12 protein-coding genes and 5 pseudogenes are annotated in these 16,343 nt (G+C 62.6%); 9 read left to right on the top strand and 8 right to left on the bottom strand.

The features are described from left to right. Positions 1-111 precede the first annotated feature (111 nt). Positions 112-600: a hypothetical protein gene (locus DDQ68_RS07610; RefSeq protein ID WP_109655763.1), complete on the bottom strand. Its 489-nt coding sequence runs from the start codon at positions 598-600 to the stop codon at positions 112-114. 201 nt (positions 601-801) lie between these two features. Here DDQ68_RS07610 and DDQ68_RS07605 point away from each other — a divergent pair, with 201 nt between their 5' ends. Next, a complete protein-coding gene (locus DDQ68_RS07605) occupies positions 802-1,872 on the top strand; it encodes an SDR family NAD(P)-dependent oxidoreductase (RefSeq protein ID WP_109655762.1) in 1,071 nt (356 codons plus the stop codon). A 393-nt stretch (positions 1,873-2,265) separates the two neighbouring features. On the opposite strand, the gene DDQ68_RS22680 is transcribed toward DDQ68_RS07605, so the two are convergent. Then, the gene (locus tag DDQ68_RS22680; protein ID WP_162549924.1) at positions 2,266-2,589 is read right to left on the bottom strand and encodes a hypothetical protein; all 324 of its coding nucleotides are present in this window, start codon (positions 2,587-2,589) and stop codon (positions 2,266-2,268) included. Between DDQ68_RS22680 and DDQ68_RS22675 the strand changes: the two are divergent. Beyond that, positions 2,521-3,018, top strand: a pseudogene (locus tag DDQ68_RS22675) (transposase); the annotation flags it as partial. The gene DDQ68_RS22680 and the pseudogene DDQ68_RS22675 overlap by 69 nt on opposite strands. A gap of 68 nt (positions 3,019-3,086) precedes the next feature. Beyond that, a pseudogene (locus DDQ68_RS07595) lies at positions 3,087-4,148 on the top strand (IS701 family transposase). Positions 4,149-4,197: 49 nt separating this feature from the next. On the opposite strand, the pseudogene DDQ68_RS07590 reads toward DDQ68_RS07595, so the two are convergent. Continuing rightward, positions 4,198-4,678, bottom strand: a pseudogene (locus DDQ68_RS07590) (transposase); the annotation flags it as partial. A gap of 96 nt (positions 4,679-4,774) precedes the next feature. Continuing rightward, positions 4,775-5,599, bottom strand: a complete 825-nt coding sequence (locus DDQ68_RS07585) for a polyphosphate kinase 2 family protein (protein WP_109655758.1) — start codon at positions 5,597-5,599, stop codon at positions 4,775-4,777. A 193-nt stretch (positions 5,600-5,792) separates the two neighbouring features. Between DDQ68_RS07585 and DDQ68_RS07580 the strand changes: the two genes are divergently transcribed. The 3 genes from DDQ68_RS07580 to mutM all read left to right on the top strand — a co-directional run bounded on the left by DDQ68_RS07580 (position 5,793) and on the right by mutM (position 9,911). After that, complete coding sequence (locus tag DDQ68_RS07580) at positions 5,793-6,698, top strand: M48 family metalloprotease (protein ID WP_109655757.1); 906 nt, start codon at positions 5,793-5,795, stop codon at positions 6,696-6,698. Between the two features lie 75 nt (positions 6,699-6,773). Then, positions 6,774-8,945 (top strand): S9 family peptidase, encoded by a 2,172-nt coding sequence (locus DDQ68_RS07575; RefSeq protein ID WP_245897368.1) that lies wholly within the window; start codon positions 6,774-6,776, stop codon positions 8,943-8,945. A gap of 135 nt (positions 8,946-9,080) precedes the next feature. Then, positions 9,081-9,911 carry a DNA-formamidopyrimidine glycosylase gene (gene mutM / locus DDQ68_RS07570; RefSeq protein ID WP_109655756.1) on the top strand — a complete coding sequence of 277 codons (831 nt, stop codon included), beginning with the start codon at positions 9,081-9,083 and terminating at the stop codon, positions 9,909-9,911. Here the strand turns inward: mutM and DDQ68_RS07565 are convergent. Next, a complete protein-coding gene (locus DDQ68_RS07565) occupies positions 9,908-10,237 on the bottom strand; it encodes a hypothetical protein (RefSeq protein WP_109655755.1) in 330 nt (109 codons plus the stop codon). The genes mutM and DDQ68_RS07565 overlap by 4 nt on opposite strands. Positions 10,238-10,368: 131 nt before the next feature. Between DDQ68_RS07565 and DDQ68_RS24955 the strand changes: the two are divergent. The 3 genes and pseudogenes from DDQ68_RS24955 to DDQ68_RS07550 all read left to right on the top strand — a co-directional run bounded on the left by DDQ68_RS24955 (position 10,369) and on the right by DDQ68_RS07550 (position 12,165). Beyond that, a pseudogene (locus DDQ68_RS24955) lies at positions 10,369-11,199 on the top strand (IS982 family transposase). Between the two features lie 236 nt (positions 11,200-11,435). Beyond that, complete coding sequence (locus tag DDQ68_RS22670) at positions 11,436-11,768, top strand: IS1 family transposase (protein WP_162549920.1); 333 nt, start codon at positions 11,436-11,438, stop codon at positions 11,766-11,768. Then, complete coding sequence (locus DDQ68_RS07550; RefSeq protein ID WP_109655752.1) at positions 11,707-12,165, top strand: IS1 family transposase; 459 nt, start codon at positions 11,707-11,709, stop codon at positions 12,163-12,165. The genes DDQ68_RS22670 and DDQ68_RS07550 overlap by 62 nt, the downstream gene beginning before the upstream one ends. Positions 12,166-12,175: 10 nt before the next feature. Here the strand turns inward: DDQ68_RS07550 and DDQ68_RS24950 are convergent. The 3 genes and pseudogenes from DDQ68_RS24950 to DDQ68_RS07535 all read right to left on the bottom strand — a co-directional run. Further along, a pseudogene (locus tag DDQ68_RS24950) lies at positions 12,176-13,124 on the bottom strand (IS701 family transposase); the annotation flags it as partial. 79 nt (positions 13,125-13,203) lie between these two features. Beyond that, complete coding sequence (locus DDQ68_RS07540; protein WP_109655750.1) at positions 13,204-15,618, bottom strand: TonB-dependent receptor; 2,415 nt, start codon at positions 15,616-15,618, stop codon at positions 13,204-13,206. A gap of 105 nt (positions 15,619-15,723) precedes the next feature. Further along, entirely contained in the window at positions 15,724-16,155 is a 432-nt protein-coding gene (locus DDQ68_RS07535) for a PepSY-like domain-containing protein (RefSeq protein WP_109655749.1), read from the bottom strand. Between the last annotated feature and the right edge of the window lie 188 nt (positions 16,156-16,343).

The following is a 16,343-nucleotide window of genomic DNA, read 5'->3' as shown; positions in this document are numbered from 1 at the left end:
TACCTTTCTTCGGCTGGATGGTAGCGGTGCCCGAAATGGTTTTGCCAAAGAAAAAGCGCCGGGCCAACTGGCTCGACGCTTTCCAAAAAAATACCCGTGCGGGGCCCGGCGCTACTCGTTGCCGCCCAGGCCGGGGGCCGCGTTGCCTTGGGTGGCCGGCGCGCTGGGCACACCCATTTTCTCCTCGCGCTTGCGCTGGTACTTGTCGAACTGCGCGGGCGTGAGCACTTCTTTCAATGCTTCGAGGCGCGACTGGCCCACGCCGTCGATGAGGCCCTTGAGCTTACCTGGGTCGGTGCGGTAGCGGGCGCGGGCGTTTTCCACCGCCGCCACGCCGCGCTGGTTGATGGCGCGCACCTTTTCAACTTGCTGGGGCGAGAGGCCTAGGTTTTGCTGCATATTGGTAGTGAGGGCGTTGGCGCGGGCCTCGGTGCTGGCCGGGGCCCCCGCGGGCGCCGCCGCCGGGGCAGCGGGAACCGGGGTTTTGGTTTTGGTGGTGGGCTGGCCGTCGGCCTTGGCTTTGGTTTTGACTACGGCCTGGGCCTGGGCGGCTGGCGTGGCCAGGGCCGCCAGCGAGGCCAGTAATAAGAAACACTTCATGACAACAAGACTAAGATGGGCCAAGGGGGGGCCAGCGAAAACCCAGGGCTTGGCCCGAAAGTGTAAATATCGGGCCAAAAACCAGCCGCTGACCCGGGCCGCTGGGCCAGCGGCCCCCACAGCCGGCCGCCGGGGCCCCCGGGGGTACATTAAATCGGCAGCCGACGTAACCTTTGGGCCCCGCTTTCCATACTAACCTGCATGAACTATGCGCCTTCCTCTCCCGCCCCCGATTCGTCTAAGTCTTCTTCGAGCCACTGGCTGCTGGCCGCCGGCCTGGGGGCCGCCGCCGTGGCCGCCACGCTGTGGGCCAACCGCCGCGGCAGCTACGAGCTCACTGGTCGGGTGGTGCTCATCACCGGCGGCTCGCGCGGGCTGGGCCTGGTACTGGCCCGCCAGGCGGTGGTGGAGGGGGCCCGGGTAGCCATCTGCGCCCGCGACGCGGCCGAGCTGGAGCGCGCCCGCCAGGACCTGATTTCCTACGGTGCCGCCGCGGCCGATGTGCTGGCTTTGCCCCGCGACCTTACCGACGCCAACGAGGTGCGCACGATGGTGGCCGAGGTAGAGCGCCGCCTGGGGCCCGTGGACGTGCTGGTGAACAACGCCGGCATCATCACCGCCGGCCCGCTCGACAACATGGAGCTGCGCGACTTTGAGGACTCGATGGACACGCACTTCTGGGCCCCTTTGCACGCCATGCAGGCCGTGCTGCCCAGTATGCGCCGGCGCGGCGAGGGCCGCATCGTCAATATTTCGAGCCTGGGCGGTAAGGTTGCCATTCCGCACATGGTCCCGTATAGCGCCAGCAAGTTTGCCCTCGTGGGCCTGTCGGAAGGCTTCCGGGCCGAACTGCGGCAGGAAGGCATCCGCGTGACGACGGTATGCCCTGGCTTGTTGCGCACCGGTAGCGCCGGCCAGGCCCAAATGAAGGGCCAGCACAAGAAAGAGTTCGCCTGGTTCAGCATCGCCGACGCCTTGCCTGGCCTCACGATGAGTGCCGAGCAAGCCGCGCGCCAAATCTGGAACGCCACCCGGCGCGGCGACGGCGAAATCATCCTCTCGCTGCCGGCCAAGCTCCTGGCGGGCTTCCACGGCCTGCTGCCCGGCATCACCACCGATATGCTGGGCTGGATGAACCGCGCCCTGCCCGCCACCGGCGAGAGCGCCGCCGCTAACGAGCGCCGCCGCGGCTACGAAAGCGAGTCGGCCATCACCCGCTCGGCCCTCACCGCCCTCACCCGCAAAGCCGCGCGCGACAACAACGAGGAATAGTTTTCGCCCTCGCACCGGGATAGCCTGTAACGCAGAAAATAAAGCTGTTTAGGAAGCTATCAGGCCGTCATGCTGATCTGGCGTCCGCGCAGTCGAAGCATCTCTCCCGCGCAAGTATACTCGTCGCGAAGTGATTTGCGAAAAAGCAGTAGGGTGCGGGGCTTGCCCCCGCCTGCCGTTGCGTGAACCGCGCGCCAATTGTGTAACAACGGGCGGGGGCAAGCCCCGCACCCTATTGCGCGACGAGTATAATTATTTACTGCCGCAAGTAGAGATGCTTCGGCTGCGCGGACGCCAGATCAGCATGACGGCCTGGCGACTTCCTAAACAGCTTCAATAGTATACACGCTTTGCAGCGGCGCGGGAAGGCGGCCATTGCCCGGCCGCGGCGGGCTACTTTGGCGGTGACAGGCGCTGAAGGTACCGGTACAGGTGCACGCGGTTGGATGCGCCCGCATCGTGCTTCCCCGCGTAGCTTACCTGTACAACCAGCCGCAGCGAATTATTGCCTTGGCTGCCAGTGGCCAGGGCCCCCCGGAGCTGGCGCAAGGAATCGGCCGGTACCAACGGCACGGCCACCCAAATCTGCCGGTGCGCCCGGGCGGGCACCACCACGCCTTCGTCCTTGTTTGTCGCCGCGCCGGGCAGGGCCACTACTTTATTTTTGCCCTCGAAAGCAGCCGCGCCGTGGCCCTGAGCGAAGCAGCGCGCGCCCAAGGGCAGTTCCAGCCCGTGCAGTCGCTGGTATTTGCCGGTACGCAACCCTTGCACGTCTATTTGCGGGCCGTCCAGGAAGCGGTGCTTGTAACCAGGCAAGTCTTTACAAACCAAGACGGTAGCCAAGGCATCCTGTATCTGGTCAGCAGCGACACCGACCTGGACCAAGCCCAACTGACCACGATTTACCAGAGACGGTGGAAAGTGGAAGAGTACCACAAGTCGCTCAAACAGAACGCGTCGATGGGCAAATCGCCCACCAAGGCGCTGGCCACGCAAGCCACGCACTTCTTCGCTGCCGTGCTGGCCTACACCAAACTCGAAGTGCTTAAGCTCAAGTGCGGCATCGGCCATTTTCGTCTCAAAGCCCAACTCTACACCGTCGGGCTAAAAGCCATGTACCAGCAACTCCGCCAACTTAGTGCGTAGCTGCACGGGGTCCCGGCAATTTAATACCTGATGTTACGCGGCTAAATTAGTAGTTATTATTTTCGGCGATGACCTGCACCCTAGATTTATACACGGACTATTTGATTAGCTCGACGGGCCCGACTTCTGCCACGGGCTTATCCCGGCTCTTTGGCGGGGCATTGAGCCACGACCAAGTTACGCGCTAGCTCAGCACGTCCTATCTGGACTCGGAGCAGGTCTGGGCGCACGCCAAACCGCTGATTCGCCGGGCCGAGCACCAGCGACCGGTCGACGAGTTTGCCGTACTTATCGTGGACGATTCCATCCTGGAAAAGGCCCATACCGACCCCAGTGCCCTGATTTGTACGCACTGGGACCATAGCCAGGGCCGCTTTGTCAAAGGGCTCAACTTTGTGAGCCTACTCTACCAGGCCGGCGCACTGGCCCTGCCAATTGCGGTGGAGCTTATCGAAAAAACGGAGGCCGTGTGGGACGCCAAAGCGCAGAAAACCAAAGCCAAAAGCAAGTTCATCAAAAACGAGTACCTGCGGGCCATGCTGCGCATGGCCCAGCGACAAGTGGCCGAGGCGTACCTGCTGGCTGACAGCTGGTACGCCTCGGCCGAGAACTTGAACGCCGTCCTGGAGCTAGGTCATGGCTTCGTGATGGCCCTCGAATCCTCCCGCACCGTCGCCCTGAGCGAAGGGGCACGGGCGCAAGGCCAGTTTCACGCCGTCGATACCCCTGCTTTTCCCGCTGAGCAGCCCCTGCGCGTCTTTTTGCGGTCCGTCGAGCCAGCGGTACTCGTGAGCCGACAAGTCTTCATAAACAAGGATGGGTCGCATGGCGTGCTATACCTGGTCAGCAGCGATACGAGCCTGAATCAAGTCCAATGGACGACAATTTACCAGAGACGGTGGAAAGTCGAAGAATACCATAAGTCGCTCAAACAGAATGCCTCCATGGGGAAGTCGCCCACGAAAAAGCCCGATACCCAAGCCAATCATTTCTTTGCCGCTATTTTAGCTTACAGCAAGTTAGAAGCGCTTAAAGTGCGGCACGGAATAGGTCATTTTCGCCTAAAAGCCCAACTCTATTTAGCTGGCCTTAAAGCCATGAATCAGGAGTTAGCCCAATTCGCCGCGTAACATCAGAGGATACGTTGAAAAAATGATACGTGTTTAGGAAAGAGGTCTAATAGTCGACCGGAATCCTGTTGGTGGTGGCCACGACCTGCACTTTAAACCCGTAAAACCAGCCGCGCTTGCTGGCGCAACGGCCGTGATAGGACTTGCCGGTCAGTAATTTACAGCGCGGGCAGCGCGTATTATGCCATACAGCCACGGGGAAGGAGTCGATGACGTAGCGGGCCTCGGTGTGCAGGCCTTTAAGCAGTTGCCCAAAGGGGGCAAACAAGCCCGCCAGCGTATCGGTCAGGGCAGGTAGCTGGCGATTGAAGCCACTCTTATTCAGGCTTTGCTGGCCCCAATGCTGTTCCATGTAGCGCTGCCCCAGCACCAGATTACCGCCAAAGTAGCGGGCCGCTACCAAGGCCGTGGCCAGCACTTATGCATCCGACAAGCGCCGGCGCGGGTCGGCCGGCCGAGCCCACGCCGGCGCTTGTCGTGGTCAGTAAATCAGCTAGGAAGTAGTACATGGCAACGGCCTGTTCGCGCATAGGGAAAGCAGAGCAGGAGGAGGTTAGAGACCTCGAACCTCCTCCTGCTCTGCTGAGCAGACTTTTTTTATGCCCCCAAATACTCCGCAACTTGGGTTACTTAATTACCTGCGCTTTCACGTCAAAATCAGCTGTGGGCGGCCGGGGGTCCATGTTTTCGAGAGCGGCCACTACGATTTCGGTAATGGCGAGGTCGCGCGACCATTTGTGGTCGGCGGGCACGACAAACCAGGGCGCACCGTCGGTAGAGCAGTGGGCCAGGGCGTCGCTGTACACGTCCTGGTAGTCGTCCCAGTGGGCGCGCTCCTTGAGGTCGCCGGGCTCATATTTCCAGCGTTTGGCTGGATCGTCGAGGCGGGCCTGGAGGCGCTCGGCCTGCTCTTTTTTGGAGATGTGCAGGAAAAACTTGAGGATGTGCGTACCGTTGCGCGTCAGCAGCTGCTCGAAGTTATTGATGTCGTCGAAGCGCTGATGGGCGGTTTTCTTGTCTATCAGGCCGTGCACGCGGGTCACGAGCACGTCTTCGTAGTGCGAGCGGTTGAACACCCCGATGTGGCCCCGCGCCGGCGTTTTGAGGTGGACGCGCCATAAAAAATCGTGCGCCAGCTCGACCGGCGACGGGGCCTTGAATGCCGCCACCTGCACGCCGGCCGGGTTCACGCCCGTCAGCAGGTTGCCGATGGCCCCGTCCTTGCCGCCCGTGTCCATCGCCTGAAACACTAGTAGCAGGCTGCGCTGATGCTCAGCGTAAAGGTTTTCCTGGAGCTCGGCCAGGCGCTGGCGTAGGGCAGCCAGGCGCGGCTCCGCCGATTCCTTGTGGGCGTACTTTTCATCGAAGGGGCCCTTGTCGTCGGTGGATACGTCGGCCAGCTTGAAGTGCTTGTCTTTGACGAGCACGGCGGGGGTTTCGGGATATTTCATAGCACGCTTTACGCGAAACTTGAACTGGCCGCCGGGCGCGCGGGCCGGGGCCTCAAAAAATAAACGAAAAGCCCTCCGGTTTACGTTAGCTCCGCAAGGGCTCGACCAGCCGCTAGGGGCCCCGGCCGTTTTTTTGGGCCGGTTGCCTGGCCCCTTTCCTTTCCCAGTTTCTCTCGCTTTTTCACCGTTCGCTATGCCGACGCTCGTTTCCCTTTTTCTTCGCCGCACGGCTCTAGGGCTGCTGGCGGCCTTTGCCTTGGCCGGCACCGCCGGGGCCCAAACCGCGGCCCCGGCCGCCACCGGCATCATCCAGGAAATTACCAACGTGGTGGGCTTGCAGCCCCGCTTTGAGCTGCGCGCCACCCGCGAGGTCGACAACGCCGCGGCCGTGGTGTACGGCGGCAAGCGCTACCTGCTCTACAACCCCGATTTCCTGGCCGCTGTGAACCGCGCCGGCCGCACCAACTGGGCCGGCATCAGCATTCTGGCCCACGAGATGGGCCACCACCTCAACGGCCACACGCTGCGCACCGGCGGCTCGAACCCGCAGGACGAGCTGGAGGCCGATGAATTTTCGGGCTTCGTGCTGCGCAAGCTGGGGGCCAGCCTGGCCCAGGCCCAGGCCGCCCTGGCCGCCGTGGCCACCGACGAAGGCTCGGCCAGCCACCCCGGCCGCACGCCCCGCTTGGCCGCCATCGGTACAGGCTGGCGGCGCGCCGAAACCCAGATTGCTGCCAGCCGCCGGGGCCCCGCGCCGTCGGCCGCGCCCGTGGCGCTGGCCCCGGCCCGCCGCAGCCAGGCCGATGACGCTGACGACAAAGACGATGCCGACGCTACTGCCGCCGCCACGCCGGTGCGCCTGGTAGGCCAGCTCACCTTCCGCAACCACCCCGACCAGCCCTATTACCTCACCAGTGGCCTGAACGTGGTGCGCGTGGCCGACGACGATACGCCCGTGGTGGTGGGCCACCTCACGCGCACCAACAGCACCGATTTCCCCTACGTGCTGATGGACGGCCGGCAACGCCGCCTGTTCATTGCGGCCAGCGGCGACGTGTACGACCCGCAGGGCCAGCGCGTGGCCACTTTGCACGAATAGGGCCCCGGGGCGGGCGGTGTAGCGCGGGGGCCCTAATTTCAGGCCCTCAACCCCTATCCTTCCCTAACCCAACGCATGATACAAAATATTGCCCGCCGTGCGGGCATGGCCGGGGCCCTGCTGCTGGCCGCCGCCGCCGCCACGCAGGCCCAGGTGGGCCCCGGCACCCAGTGGACCAAAGACGGCTACGGCTACCTGCGGGCGCAAGACGACGAAATTGTACAGCTCGACGCCCGCAAGCCGGGCGCGGGCGTCACCATCCTCAGCAAGCAGCAGCTGACGCCCGCCGGCCAGGCGGCCCCGCTGAAAGTGCGCCGCTTTTCGCTCGCCGACGACGGCCAGCGGGTGCTGCTCAACACCAACACCCAGAAAGTATGGCGCTACGACACCCACGGCGACTACTGGGTGTACGACCGTAAAACCGCGCAACTCACGCAGCTCGGCAAGGGCCGGCCGGAGTCGTCGCTGATGTTCGCCAAGTTCTCGCCCGACGGCAGCAAGGTGGCCTACGTGAGCGAGCACAACCTGTACGTCGAAAACCTGGCCGACCACGCCATCACCGCCCTCACCAGCGACGGCACCGACCGCCTCATCAACGGCACCTTCGACTGGGTGTACGAGGAGGAGCTGGACTGCCGCGACGGCTTCCGCTGGGCCCCCAACGGCCTGAGCCTGGCCTACTGGCAGCTCGACGCCACCAAGACGCGCAACTACCTGATGTTGAACACCACGGCGGCGCTCTACCCCTACACCGTGCCCGTGGAGTACCCTGTGGTGGGCGAAGACCCCAGCCGCTGCCGCGTGGGCGTGGTGCCCGTATCTGGGGGCCCCACCAAGTGGATGGACATCCCCGGCGACGCCGTGCAGCACTACCTGCCGCGCATGGAGTGGGCCGGCCCCGCCGAGCTGATTGTGCAGCAGCTGAACCGCCGCCAGAACGAGAGCAAAATCATGCTCTGCAACACCGCTACCGGGGCCGCCCGGGCCATTTACAGCGAAACCGACAAGGCCTGGGTCGACGCCAAGGACGGCGCTGTGGGCTGGAATTGGATTGAGGGCGGCAAGAAGTTCGTGTGGGCCAGCGAGAAAGACGGCTGGCGCCACCTTTACGCCGTGGACCGCGCCGGCCACGAGCAGCTGCTCACCAAGGGCAACTACGACGTGATTAGCCTCGAAGCCATCGACGAGCGCGCCGGCACCGTGTACTTCATGGCCTCGCCCGCCAACGCCACCCAAACCTATCTCTACCGCGTGCCGCTGAAGGGCGGCGCGGCCACCCGCGTGACGCCCGCCAACGAAGCCGGCTCGCACAACTACGACATCTCGCCCAACGGCAAGCTGGCCCTGCACAACTACTCCAGTACCAGCGCCTTCCCCACTGCCGATGTGGTGAGCCTGCCTGCCCACCAGCGCCTGAGCGGCGGCGAGCTGCCCGCGCAGGCCAAGAGCATTAGGGCCCCCAAAACGGAGTTTTTCCAGGTAAAAACCGCCGACGGTGTGACTCTGGACGGCTGGATGGTGAAGCCCACCAACTTCGACCCATCCAAGAAATACCCCATCGTGTTCTACGTGTACGGCGAGCCAGCCAGCCAGACGGTGACGGACCGCTTCGGCACGGGCGCCAACCGCCTCTACCAGGGCAACATGGCCGACGATGGCTACATCTACGCCTCGCTCGACAACCGGGGGGCCCCTGCGCCGCGCGGCCGCGAGTTCCGCAAGGCCATCTACCACAACATCGGCAGCCTCAACATCCGCGACCAGGCCCTGGGGGCCCAGGAAGTGCTGAAAAATAGCTTCGTGGATACCAGCCGCGTGGCGGTGTGGGGCTGGAGCGGCGGCGGCTCGTCCACGCTCAGCCTCCTGATGCAGTACCCCAAAATTTACAAAACCGGCATCTCCATTGCCGCCGTCGACAACCAGCTGAACTACGACAACATCTATCAGGAGCGCTACATGGGCCTGTTGCCCGAGGATCGGCACTACTTCGTGGACAATTCGCCGCTGGCCCACGCCAAGGATTTGCGCGGCCGCCTGCTGCTCATCCACGGCACCGGCGACGACAACGTGCACTACAACAACGCCGAGCAGATGATCAACGAGCTGGTGAAAAACAACAAAACTTTCCAGCTGATGAGCTACCCCAACCGCACCCACAGCATCTCGGAAGGCGAAGGCACCAGCCGCCACTTGTCGAGCACCTACACTAAATTCCTGAAGGAGAATTGCCCCCCCGGCGGCCGCTAGGGGCCCCAGAGGCGGTAACCCCGGGGCCCGTTCGGAAGTAACCAATTAGCAGCGGCGGGTTGTTAAGCAAAAAGCGCGCACCAAGCCGTTCGCCTTGCGCTTAATAACCCGCCGCTGCTCCTTTATTTTCCCCCAATGCCCGAATTACCCGAAGTCGAAACCTACCGCCGTTTCATCGATGAAGTGGCCGTGGGCCAGACCATTACCGGCCTCGACGTGAACGACGCCCACGTGCTGGCCGTGCCCGAAGCCGAGCTGCGCGCCGCCCTGCTGGGCCGCACCATCACCGGCACCAGCCGCCTGGGCAAAAACTGCTTCGTGGAGCTCGACAACGGCCGCCTGCTGGTGCTGCACTTCGGCATGACCGGCGACATTGGGGCCTACCGCGACGCGCCCGATGCCCCGCGCTTCACCCGTGTGGCCTGGCATCTGAGCGACTCCGGCCTCAGCCTGGCCTTCATCGACCCGCGCAAGTTCGGCCGCATCCGCCTGGCTGACAGCGCCGCGGCCTACCAAAAAGCCAAGAAACTGGGCCCCGATGCGCTGCAAATCACCGCCGCCGAGCTGTACGCGAAGCTCAGCCGCCGCCGGGTGTTCGTCAAGCCGCTGCTGCTCGACCAGGGCCTCACCGCCGGCCTTGGCAACTGGATTGTGGACGAAGTGCTGTTCCAGGCCAAAATCCACCCCGAGCGCATTGGCAACTCGCTGAGCGAAAAGGAAGTGGGGGCCCTGCACGCCGCTATCCAGCTGGTGCTCACTACCGCCATCCATCACGAGGCCAACTACCGAAATTTCCCCAAATCGTTCCTCATCCACGCCCGCGAGTGGGACGAATCGGCCACGCCGGGCTCCGACGCGCACACCTTTTGCCCGCGCCATCCCAAAACCAAGATCGAGAAAACCTACGTGGGCGGCCGCGCCACCTACACCTGCCCCAAGTGCCAGCCCGCGCCCAGCCCCGGCTAGAAACTGTTGAGCATGTAGCCGCACGACCCCAGCCCAATCAGGAACACGAGCAAGCCCGCCAGGGCAAAGCCGTTCACCCAGCGCGACCGGCGCAAAAGCGCGGCTACAAAAAGCGCCAGCACGTCGCATCCAGCCAACCCAAGCAGCAAGAAAAACATCCCGTAGGCCACATCGCGCGAATGCGGGGCCCCGGTCACAGCATCGGGTTCGGCCACGGAGCGGACCAGCACCCCAAGCAGCAGCACCATCACAGCGTTCGCCAGCAGCGGCACCCACAGCCCGCGCTTCGATTCCGGTGGTTTAGGGTCAATAATGGGATTGGGCATCGGCAGTTAACTAACCCAAGTTGCGGACTATAGTGGGGACAAACCTAGTCTGTTCCGCGTGGAAAAGACTAGGTTTGAAGTATTCAATCCCTTCAAGCTCCGCTCGCCATGACAGAACAGAGACCGTCGCCATGTACTGCTTCCTCGCTGATTTACTCACCAAGACCCGCCCCAAGTGGGCGCGGCCAGCCGACCCGCGCCGCCACTTGTCGGATGCGCAGGTGCTAACGACCGCCCTGGTGGCCGCCCGTTATTTCGGCGGTAACCTAGCGCTGGGCAAGCGCTACATGGAGCAGCATTGGGGACAGCAAAGTCTGGATAAGAGCGGTTTCAATCACCAGCTACCTGCCCTGGCCGACACACTGGCGGGCCTGTTCGCCACCTTTGGCCGGATGCTCAAGGCCTAGCACACGGACTCGCATTACGTCATCGACTCCTTTCCGGTCGCGGTGTGCCACAATACCCGTATCCCGCGCTGTAAGTCATTGCCCGCGCTGTAAGTTGTTAAAGGACAAGGCGTATTATGGAAAGTGCGCCAGCAAGCGGTGCTGGTTCTATGGCTTTAAGGTGTAGGTCGTAGCCACCACCGACGGCATCCCGTTCGATTTTCGCATCCACGCGGGCAGTGAAGTCGACCAGATCGGCATGCGGGGCCTGGCCCCGGACCTGCCCCAGGGCAGTGTGTGCTACACCGATGCGGGTTACACGGACTACGTCGGGGAAGACCTCTTTGAAAAAGCCACGGGCAATCGCCAGCAGACGGCCCGTAAAAAGAACAGTACCCGGCCCCATGCCCCGCACGAAAACTTTATGCTTCAGCACTTTTGCAAATCCATCGAAACCTGCTTCAGCCAGTTGACGGCCCGTTTCCCAAGCAGATTCATGCCGTTACGGCCGAAGGATTTGTACTCAAACTTGTCTTATTTATCTTCGTTCACTCCCTCGACCAAGCTGGGCTATAGTCCGCAACTTAGGTTATAAACTGGGTAGAACTAAAAAAATCTGGTGGTGGTCTAAAACGGGGTGATCCAGCAACTTTTTCCGTTGTCGAACCACTCTTATGATGACCCGGAGCTGCTGTTATTTGGCAAGAGTGGCCCTACGAAGCCCTTCGGGTAATTTGCCGTACCATCCTGTTTTAGACCACCGCCAAAAATCTGGCGGTGGTCTAAAATGAGATGGCTTACGTATATTGTTTATGGTCACGACAATTCACACTTGCGCGAAATGCGGCAGCGCGGATATCCGCCGCAATGGGCACAGCAATGGCCATGCCCGCTACCAGTATAAAGCTTGCGGCTACCAGGCGCGGTTCGTGCCGGCCGCCGTGGCCAAAGCCGTGCAGTACGCGCAAGTCGAGGCCCTGCTGGTCGAGCGCAATTCGCAGCGCAGTATTACCCGCATCACGGGCGTGGCACGCATGACCATTGCCAAGCGGCTAAAAAAAAGCGGCGGCCGCCTCCCCGCCCTTGCCCCGGTTACGCCCGAAAAAGGCGCAGCGCAAGGAATGGGAAATCCTCGAGTTGGATGAATTGTGGAGCTTTGTGGGCCACAAAAAGCACAAGGTCTGGTTGTGGCTCGCCGTCGAGCGGGCCCGGCGGCGGATTGTGGGCTGGGCGCTGGGCAGCAGGGGTGAAGCCCCGTTACGCAAACTTTGGCAGGCCCTGCCCCGCCGCTACCACCGCCACTGCTGGTATTTTACCGACCAGTGGAAAGCTTACGCCAAAGTGCTGCCCCGTTGGCAGCACCGGCCTTGTCCCAAGGGCGAGGGCCAGACCAACAGCGTCGAAGCCATCAATTGCTCCTTACGTCAGCGTTGCGGCGTACTCGTGCGCAAGTCCTGTTCGTTCAGCAAATCGTTGGTCATGCACACCGCCCGAATTAAAATAGTCATCGATAATTATAATCGAAATATCATCTTAAATTAGATTACCGCCCGAGTTTGATGTAAGCCAGCACGGCGGCTAGGAAATGATTGGCCTGCGTGGTCAGCGTTTTGGTGGGCGATTTACCCATTGACGCATTCTGTTTGAGCGATTTGTGGTATTCTTCCACTTTCCACCGTCTCTGGTAAATCGTGGTCAGTTGGGCCTGCGTCAAGTCGGTGTCGCTGCTGACCAGATATAAGATACCCTGAGTACCGTCTTTGTTTATAAAGACTTGTCTGGTAACGAGTACCGTCCCCTGGACGGACCGCAAATAGCCGCGCAGGGGCAGCGCATCGGGAAACACGAGCGAGTGCACGGCTTGAAACTGGCCTTGCGCCCGTGCCCCTTCGCTCAGGGCCACGGTGCGGGAGGATTCGAGGGCAAAGGCGAAGTGATGACCCAGGGCGTGCACCAGGGTCATGTTCTCGGCCGAGGCGTACCAGCGGCCGGCCAGCAGGTAGCGGTAGGCCACCTGTGGCTGGGCCCCGCGTAGCATTTGTTGCAGGTACTCGTTCTTGGTGGAAGGGCTTTGGTAGCTGGTTTTCTGGGTGGTAGACCGGTACCGTTTTGCGCACCAGCTCGCCGGCCAGCGGCAGGGTCAGCTCCCCGGTCTGGTAGCGCAGGGTGACGAAATTCAGGCCCTTCACGCAGCGCTGCTGGCGGTGGTCCCAGTGGGTGCAAATCAACTCGTTGGCATCGGTGTGGGCCTTTCCCAGCATGGAATCATCGACGACGCGCACGGCGAATTCTTCGACCGGCCGCTGCGCTTCGGCCTGGCGAATCAGGGGCTTGGCCTGCCGCCAAATGTCGGCCGAATGCCACGTGGCGCTACTCCGCCAGCGCGTGATGTGGTCGTGGCTCAACGCCCCATCTACCAGGCGCGACAAGCCCGTGGCCGTCGTCGGACCCGTCGAACTCAGCAAATAATCCGTGTACAGGTCCAGCGTGCAAGTCGTCATAAGCGTAGTAAACGGGCGGAAGGCGACGGCGGCTGCGTAACATTAGATATAAATACTACCAATATTCCCATTGGGTAGGTTACTCGAAGCCGCCGCTATTGTCGTCGGCCGCGGCCTTCTTCTGGCGGGTAGTCTGGTTCTGCCCAAAGCGGTAGGCAAAGCCCAGGAAGGCAATGCGCGACTCGCGCTTGAAGTGGCTGAAGGTGGAGAAATCGGCCCCGTAGGCGGTGTAGTCGAAGTGCAGCGTGTTGAACACATCGGCTACGCGCAGCGTGACGGTGCCCCGGTCGCCTAGCACGGCGTACTTGGCCGCCACATCGACGTTGAAGTTGGCGCTGCGCGTGCCCTGGGCCGAGTTGATGGGCGAGCGGTAGTTGAGTGCCAGCTGGGCCCCGAGCTTTTTGTTGAGCGCGAAGGTGTTGTTCAGGCGGGCCGTGTATACCTGGCTGGCCGTGTTGATGGGCGTGCCGGCCACCCCGCCCCTGATGAGGCGGCGAAACGTAGAGGCCGTTACGTTCACCTTCCAGAACGGCGTGAGCGGGCTTGCGCCCACCACCTCCAGCCCGTAGGAGGTTTCCTTGCCCAGGTTCAGGCGGGTGGTGCTCGTCACGATATTGCCCGTTAGCGGGTCCGTTATCACCTGGCGGAAGCCTTGGGCCGTGTTAGTTTCGAGGCGGTAGAAGGCCGTGGTGCTTAGGCTGCGCCCCCCGGCAAAGGTGCGCTCGTGGCCCAGCTCCACCGAATGCACGTATTCGGGCAGCAGCTGCGGATTGCCGGTTTGCAAGTTCAGCGGGTCGGAGCGGTCGGTGAAGGGGTTGAGCTCGCCCGCATCGGGCCGGCCAATGCGCTTGGTGTAGGCCAGGCGCACCTGCTGGTCGTGGGGTAGCTCGTAGGTTAGCGCCGCGCTCGGAAATAGACTGAGGTAGTGCTGGCTAAACGGCGGGTTGCTGCCTGCCAGCTGGGTGCCGTTCAGGTTGGTTTGCTCGGCCCGTAGCCCCACTTGGTAGCTGAGCTTCCGCAGGGCCCCGGCGTAGATGCCGTAGGCTGCCTGCACGTACTGCTGGTAAATAAACTGGTTCGACGGGTCGAAATTCAACGCCGGCGCGCTGGCAAACGTGTAGCGCAAGTCGTATTGCCGCAGGCTGCTGCGGGCCCCCAGTTCGAAGCGGCTTTTCTCGCCCAGCGGCTGCACGTAGTCGACCTGGGCCGTGCCCTGGGTGGTGTGGTTGGTGGTGCGCTGCTGCTGGATTACCTGGCTACCGTCGAGGTGCAAAATGCTGGAGGCAATGCTGTTATCCGCTAGCAACGGCGTGTACACGGCGCTGGCCGTCAGCTCGCGGCCCGGGCGCTGCTCCCAGGTGTGGCGGTAGTCAAGCGTCACGTCGGCCGCGCGGAAGGTGCCGGTGGTAGCGTTGTTCCGGCGGTTGGTGCCGGCCAGCACAGGCTGGTCGCCCGTCGTTTGGTTCACCTGCCGCGAGTCCAGCGTCTCGTCGGCCGCAGTGGGGTTGAAGCGCGGCTGCACGGCCAGCGTAATGGACTGCTCAGCCGTGAAGTCGTAGTCGAAGCCCAGGCGGGCACTGTGCGAGGTTTGCAGCGTGGCGCCCTGGCGGTCTTGGTGCAGCAGTAGCGTGCCGGTGCCACCCGCCGTGGTTTGGTCGAGGGTGGCGTTGGTGCGGCGGCGGTCGCGGCGGTAGTCGTACTGGCCAAACACGTTCAGCTTGCCCTTGCGATAGTTCAGGCCCAGCGAGGCGTTAGCCTTGTCGCCGGTGCCGCCGGTGGCGCTCACCTGGCCATTCAGGCCGTCGCGGCGCTCTTTTTTGAGGATGATGTTGAGGATGCCGCCCGCTCCGCTGGCGTCGTAGCGCGCCGAGGGGTTGGTGATGACCTCCACGCTCTGGATGCTGCTGGCCGGAATCTGGTCCAGCGTGGTGCCGGTGGGTTTGCCGTCGATGAAAATCGTGACCCCGCCCGAGCCTCGGATGCTCACCGCTCCGGTCTGGTCTACGGTCACGGAGGGTACGTTTTGCAGCACATCGATGGCCGTGCCCCCGGTCACGGTCAGGTCCTTGGTCACGTCCACCACCCGCTTGTCGAGTCCGCCACTCAGCACGGGGCGCTCGGCCGTCACCACCACGCCCGCAAGCTGGGTAGCAGCTGGGCGTAGGTGCAGGGCCCCCAGGGCCAGGGCCGGGTTGCTGGCCGTGAGGCTGATAGCCCGCCGCCCGGTGCGGTAGCCCACGGCCGTAGCCCGCAGAATGTAGGGCCCCAGCGGTAGCTTGCCCAGCTCAAAAACGCCCGCCTCGTCGGCCTGGGCCCCGGCCACAAAGGTTGAGTCGGGGCTGCGCAGCAGCACCACGCTGGCAAACGATACGGGCTTGTTGGTGCCCACTTCCTGCAATGTGCCGCGCACCGCGCCTCCCTGGGCCCAGGCCGTGCCCGCCGTGCCCCCCATAATTCCTAGCAGCACCAGCCGCCGCAATGTCAACGTTCTCATTCTTCTTAAGTAACCAAGCCCCGTTGGCCAGGGCGGTAAAAAACGCCTCCCGGCCGCGTGGCCGGGAGGCGTAAAGTAATTGTTGTGAAAAAAATTTAGCGGGCTCTATTTGGGGGCCACCCGGCCGTCAGCTGTGAACAATACGTCATGTTTCTTGCCCCCTTTCGCTACTTCCGCTTCGTACACCGTCGTGCCGTCGGCCCGGACGATGGTGGCCGCCTCGTTGATTTTGTACGCTTTGTAGTCGCGGGCCAGCGTGGCGCGCACGGTGGCTGGCAATTCGCTGGCGCTCATGTCCGTCTCGGTTTCCTGCAATGCCCCGGCGGGCGTAATAACGGCCGACATCGTCTTGCCGTTCATTTTAAAAGCCGCCTCAAAAGCATTGCCTTCCTTTTCCCAGGTGTTGCGCTGCACCGTCGGAAACTTGGCTTTGAAGGTAGCCCTGGCGGCGGCGGGCACCTGGGCCGCCGGCATTGTCTGGGCTTGGGCCGTGCCGGCAAGCAGCAAAGCGGTAGCGGATATGAGCAGGCTTTTCATAGGTTTGGGGATGAGGGGTGAACTGATTTATACCCAAACCTACCGACCAATTCTGGTGCTAATCTGGAGGTGTCGCGCCAGCGCTAAAGTTGAGTAATTGCTTGCCAACAGGTGTTTATCAGACTTCTCCGGTGTTCTGGCCGTTGCCAGTGCCCAGCTTTTAGCCAGGACTGGTCCCTGCCGTTTGC

The organism is Hymenobacter nivis (assembly GCF_003149515.1).
Taxonomy (GTDB): Bacteria; Bacteroidota; Bacteroidia; order Cytophagales; family Hymenobacteraceae; genus Hymenobacter; species Hymenobacter nivis.
Note: the sequence above shows the minus strand (reverse complement) of the source record. Positions and strands in the feature narration are given on the sequence as shown.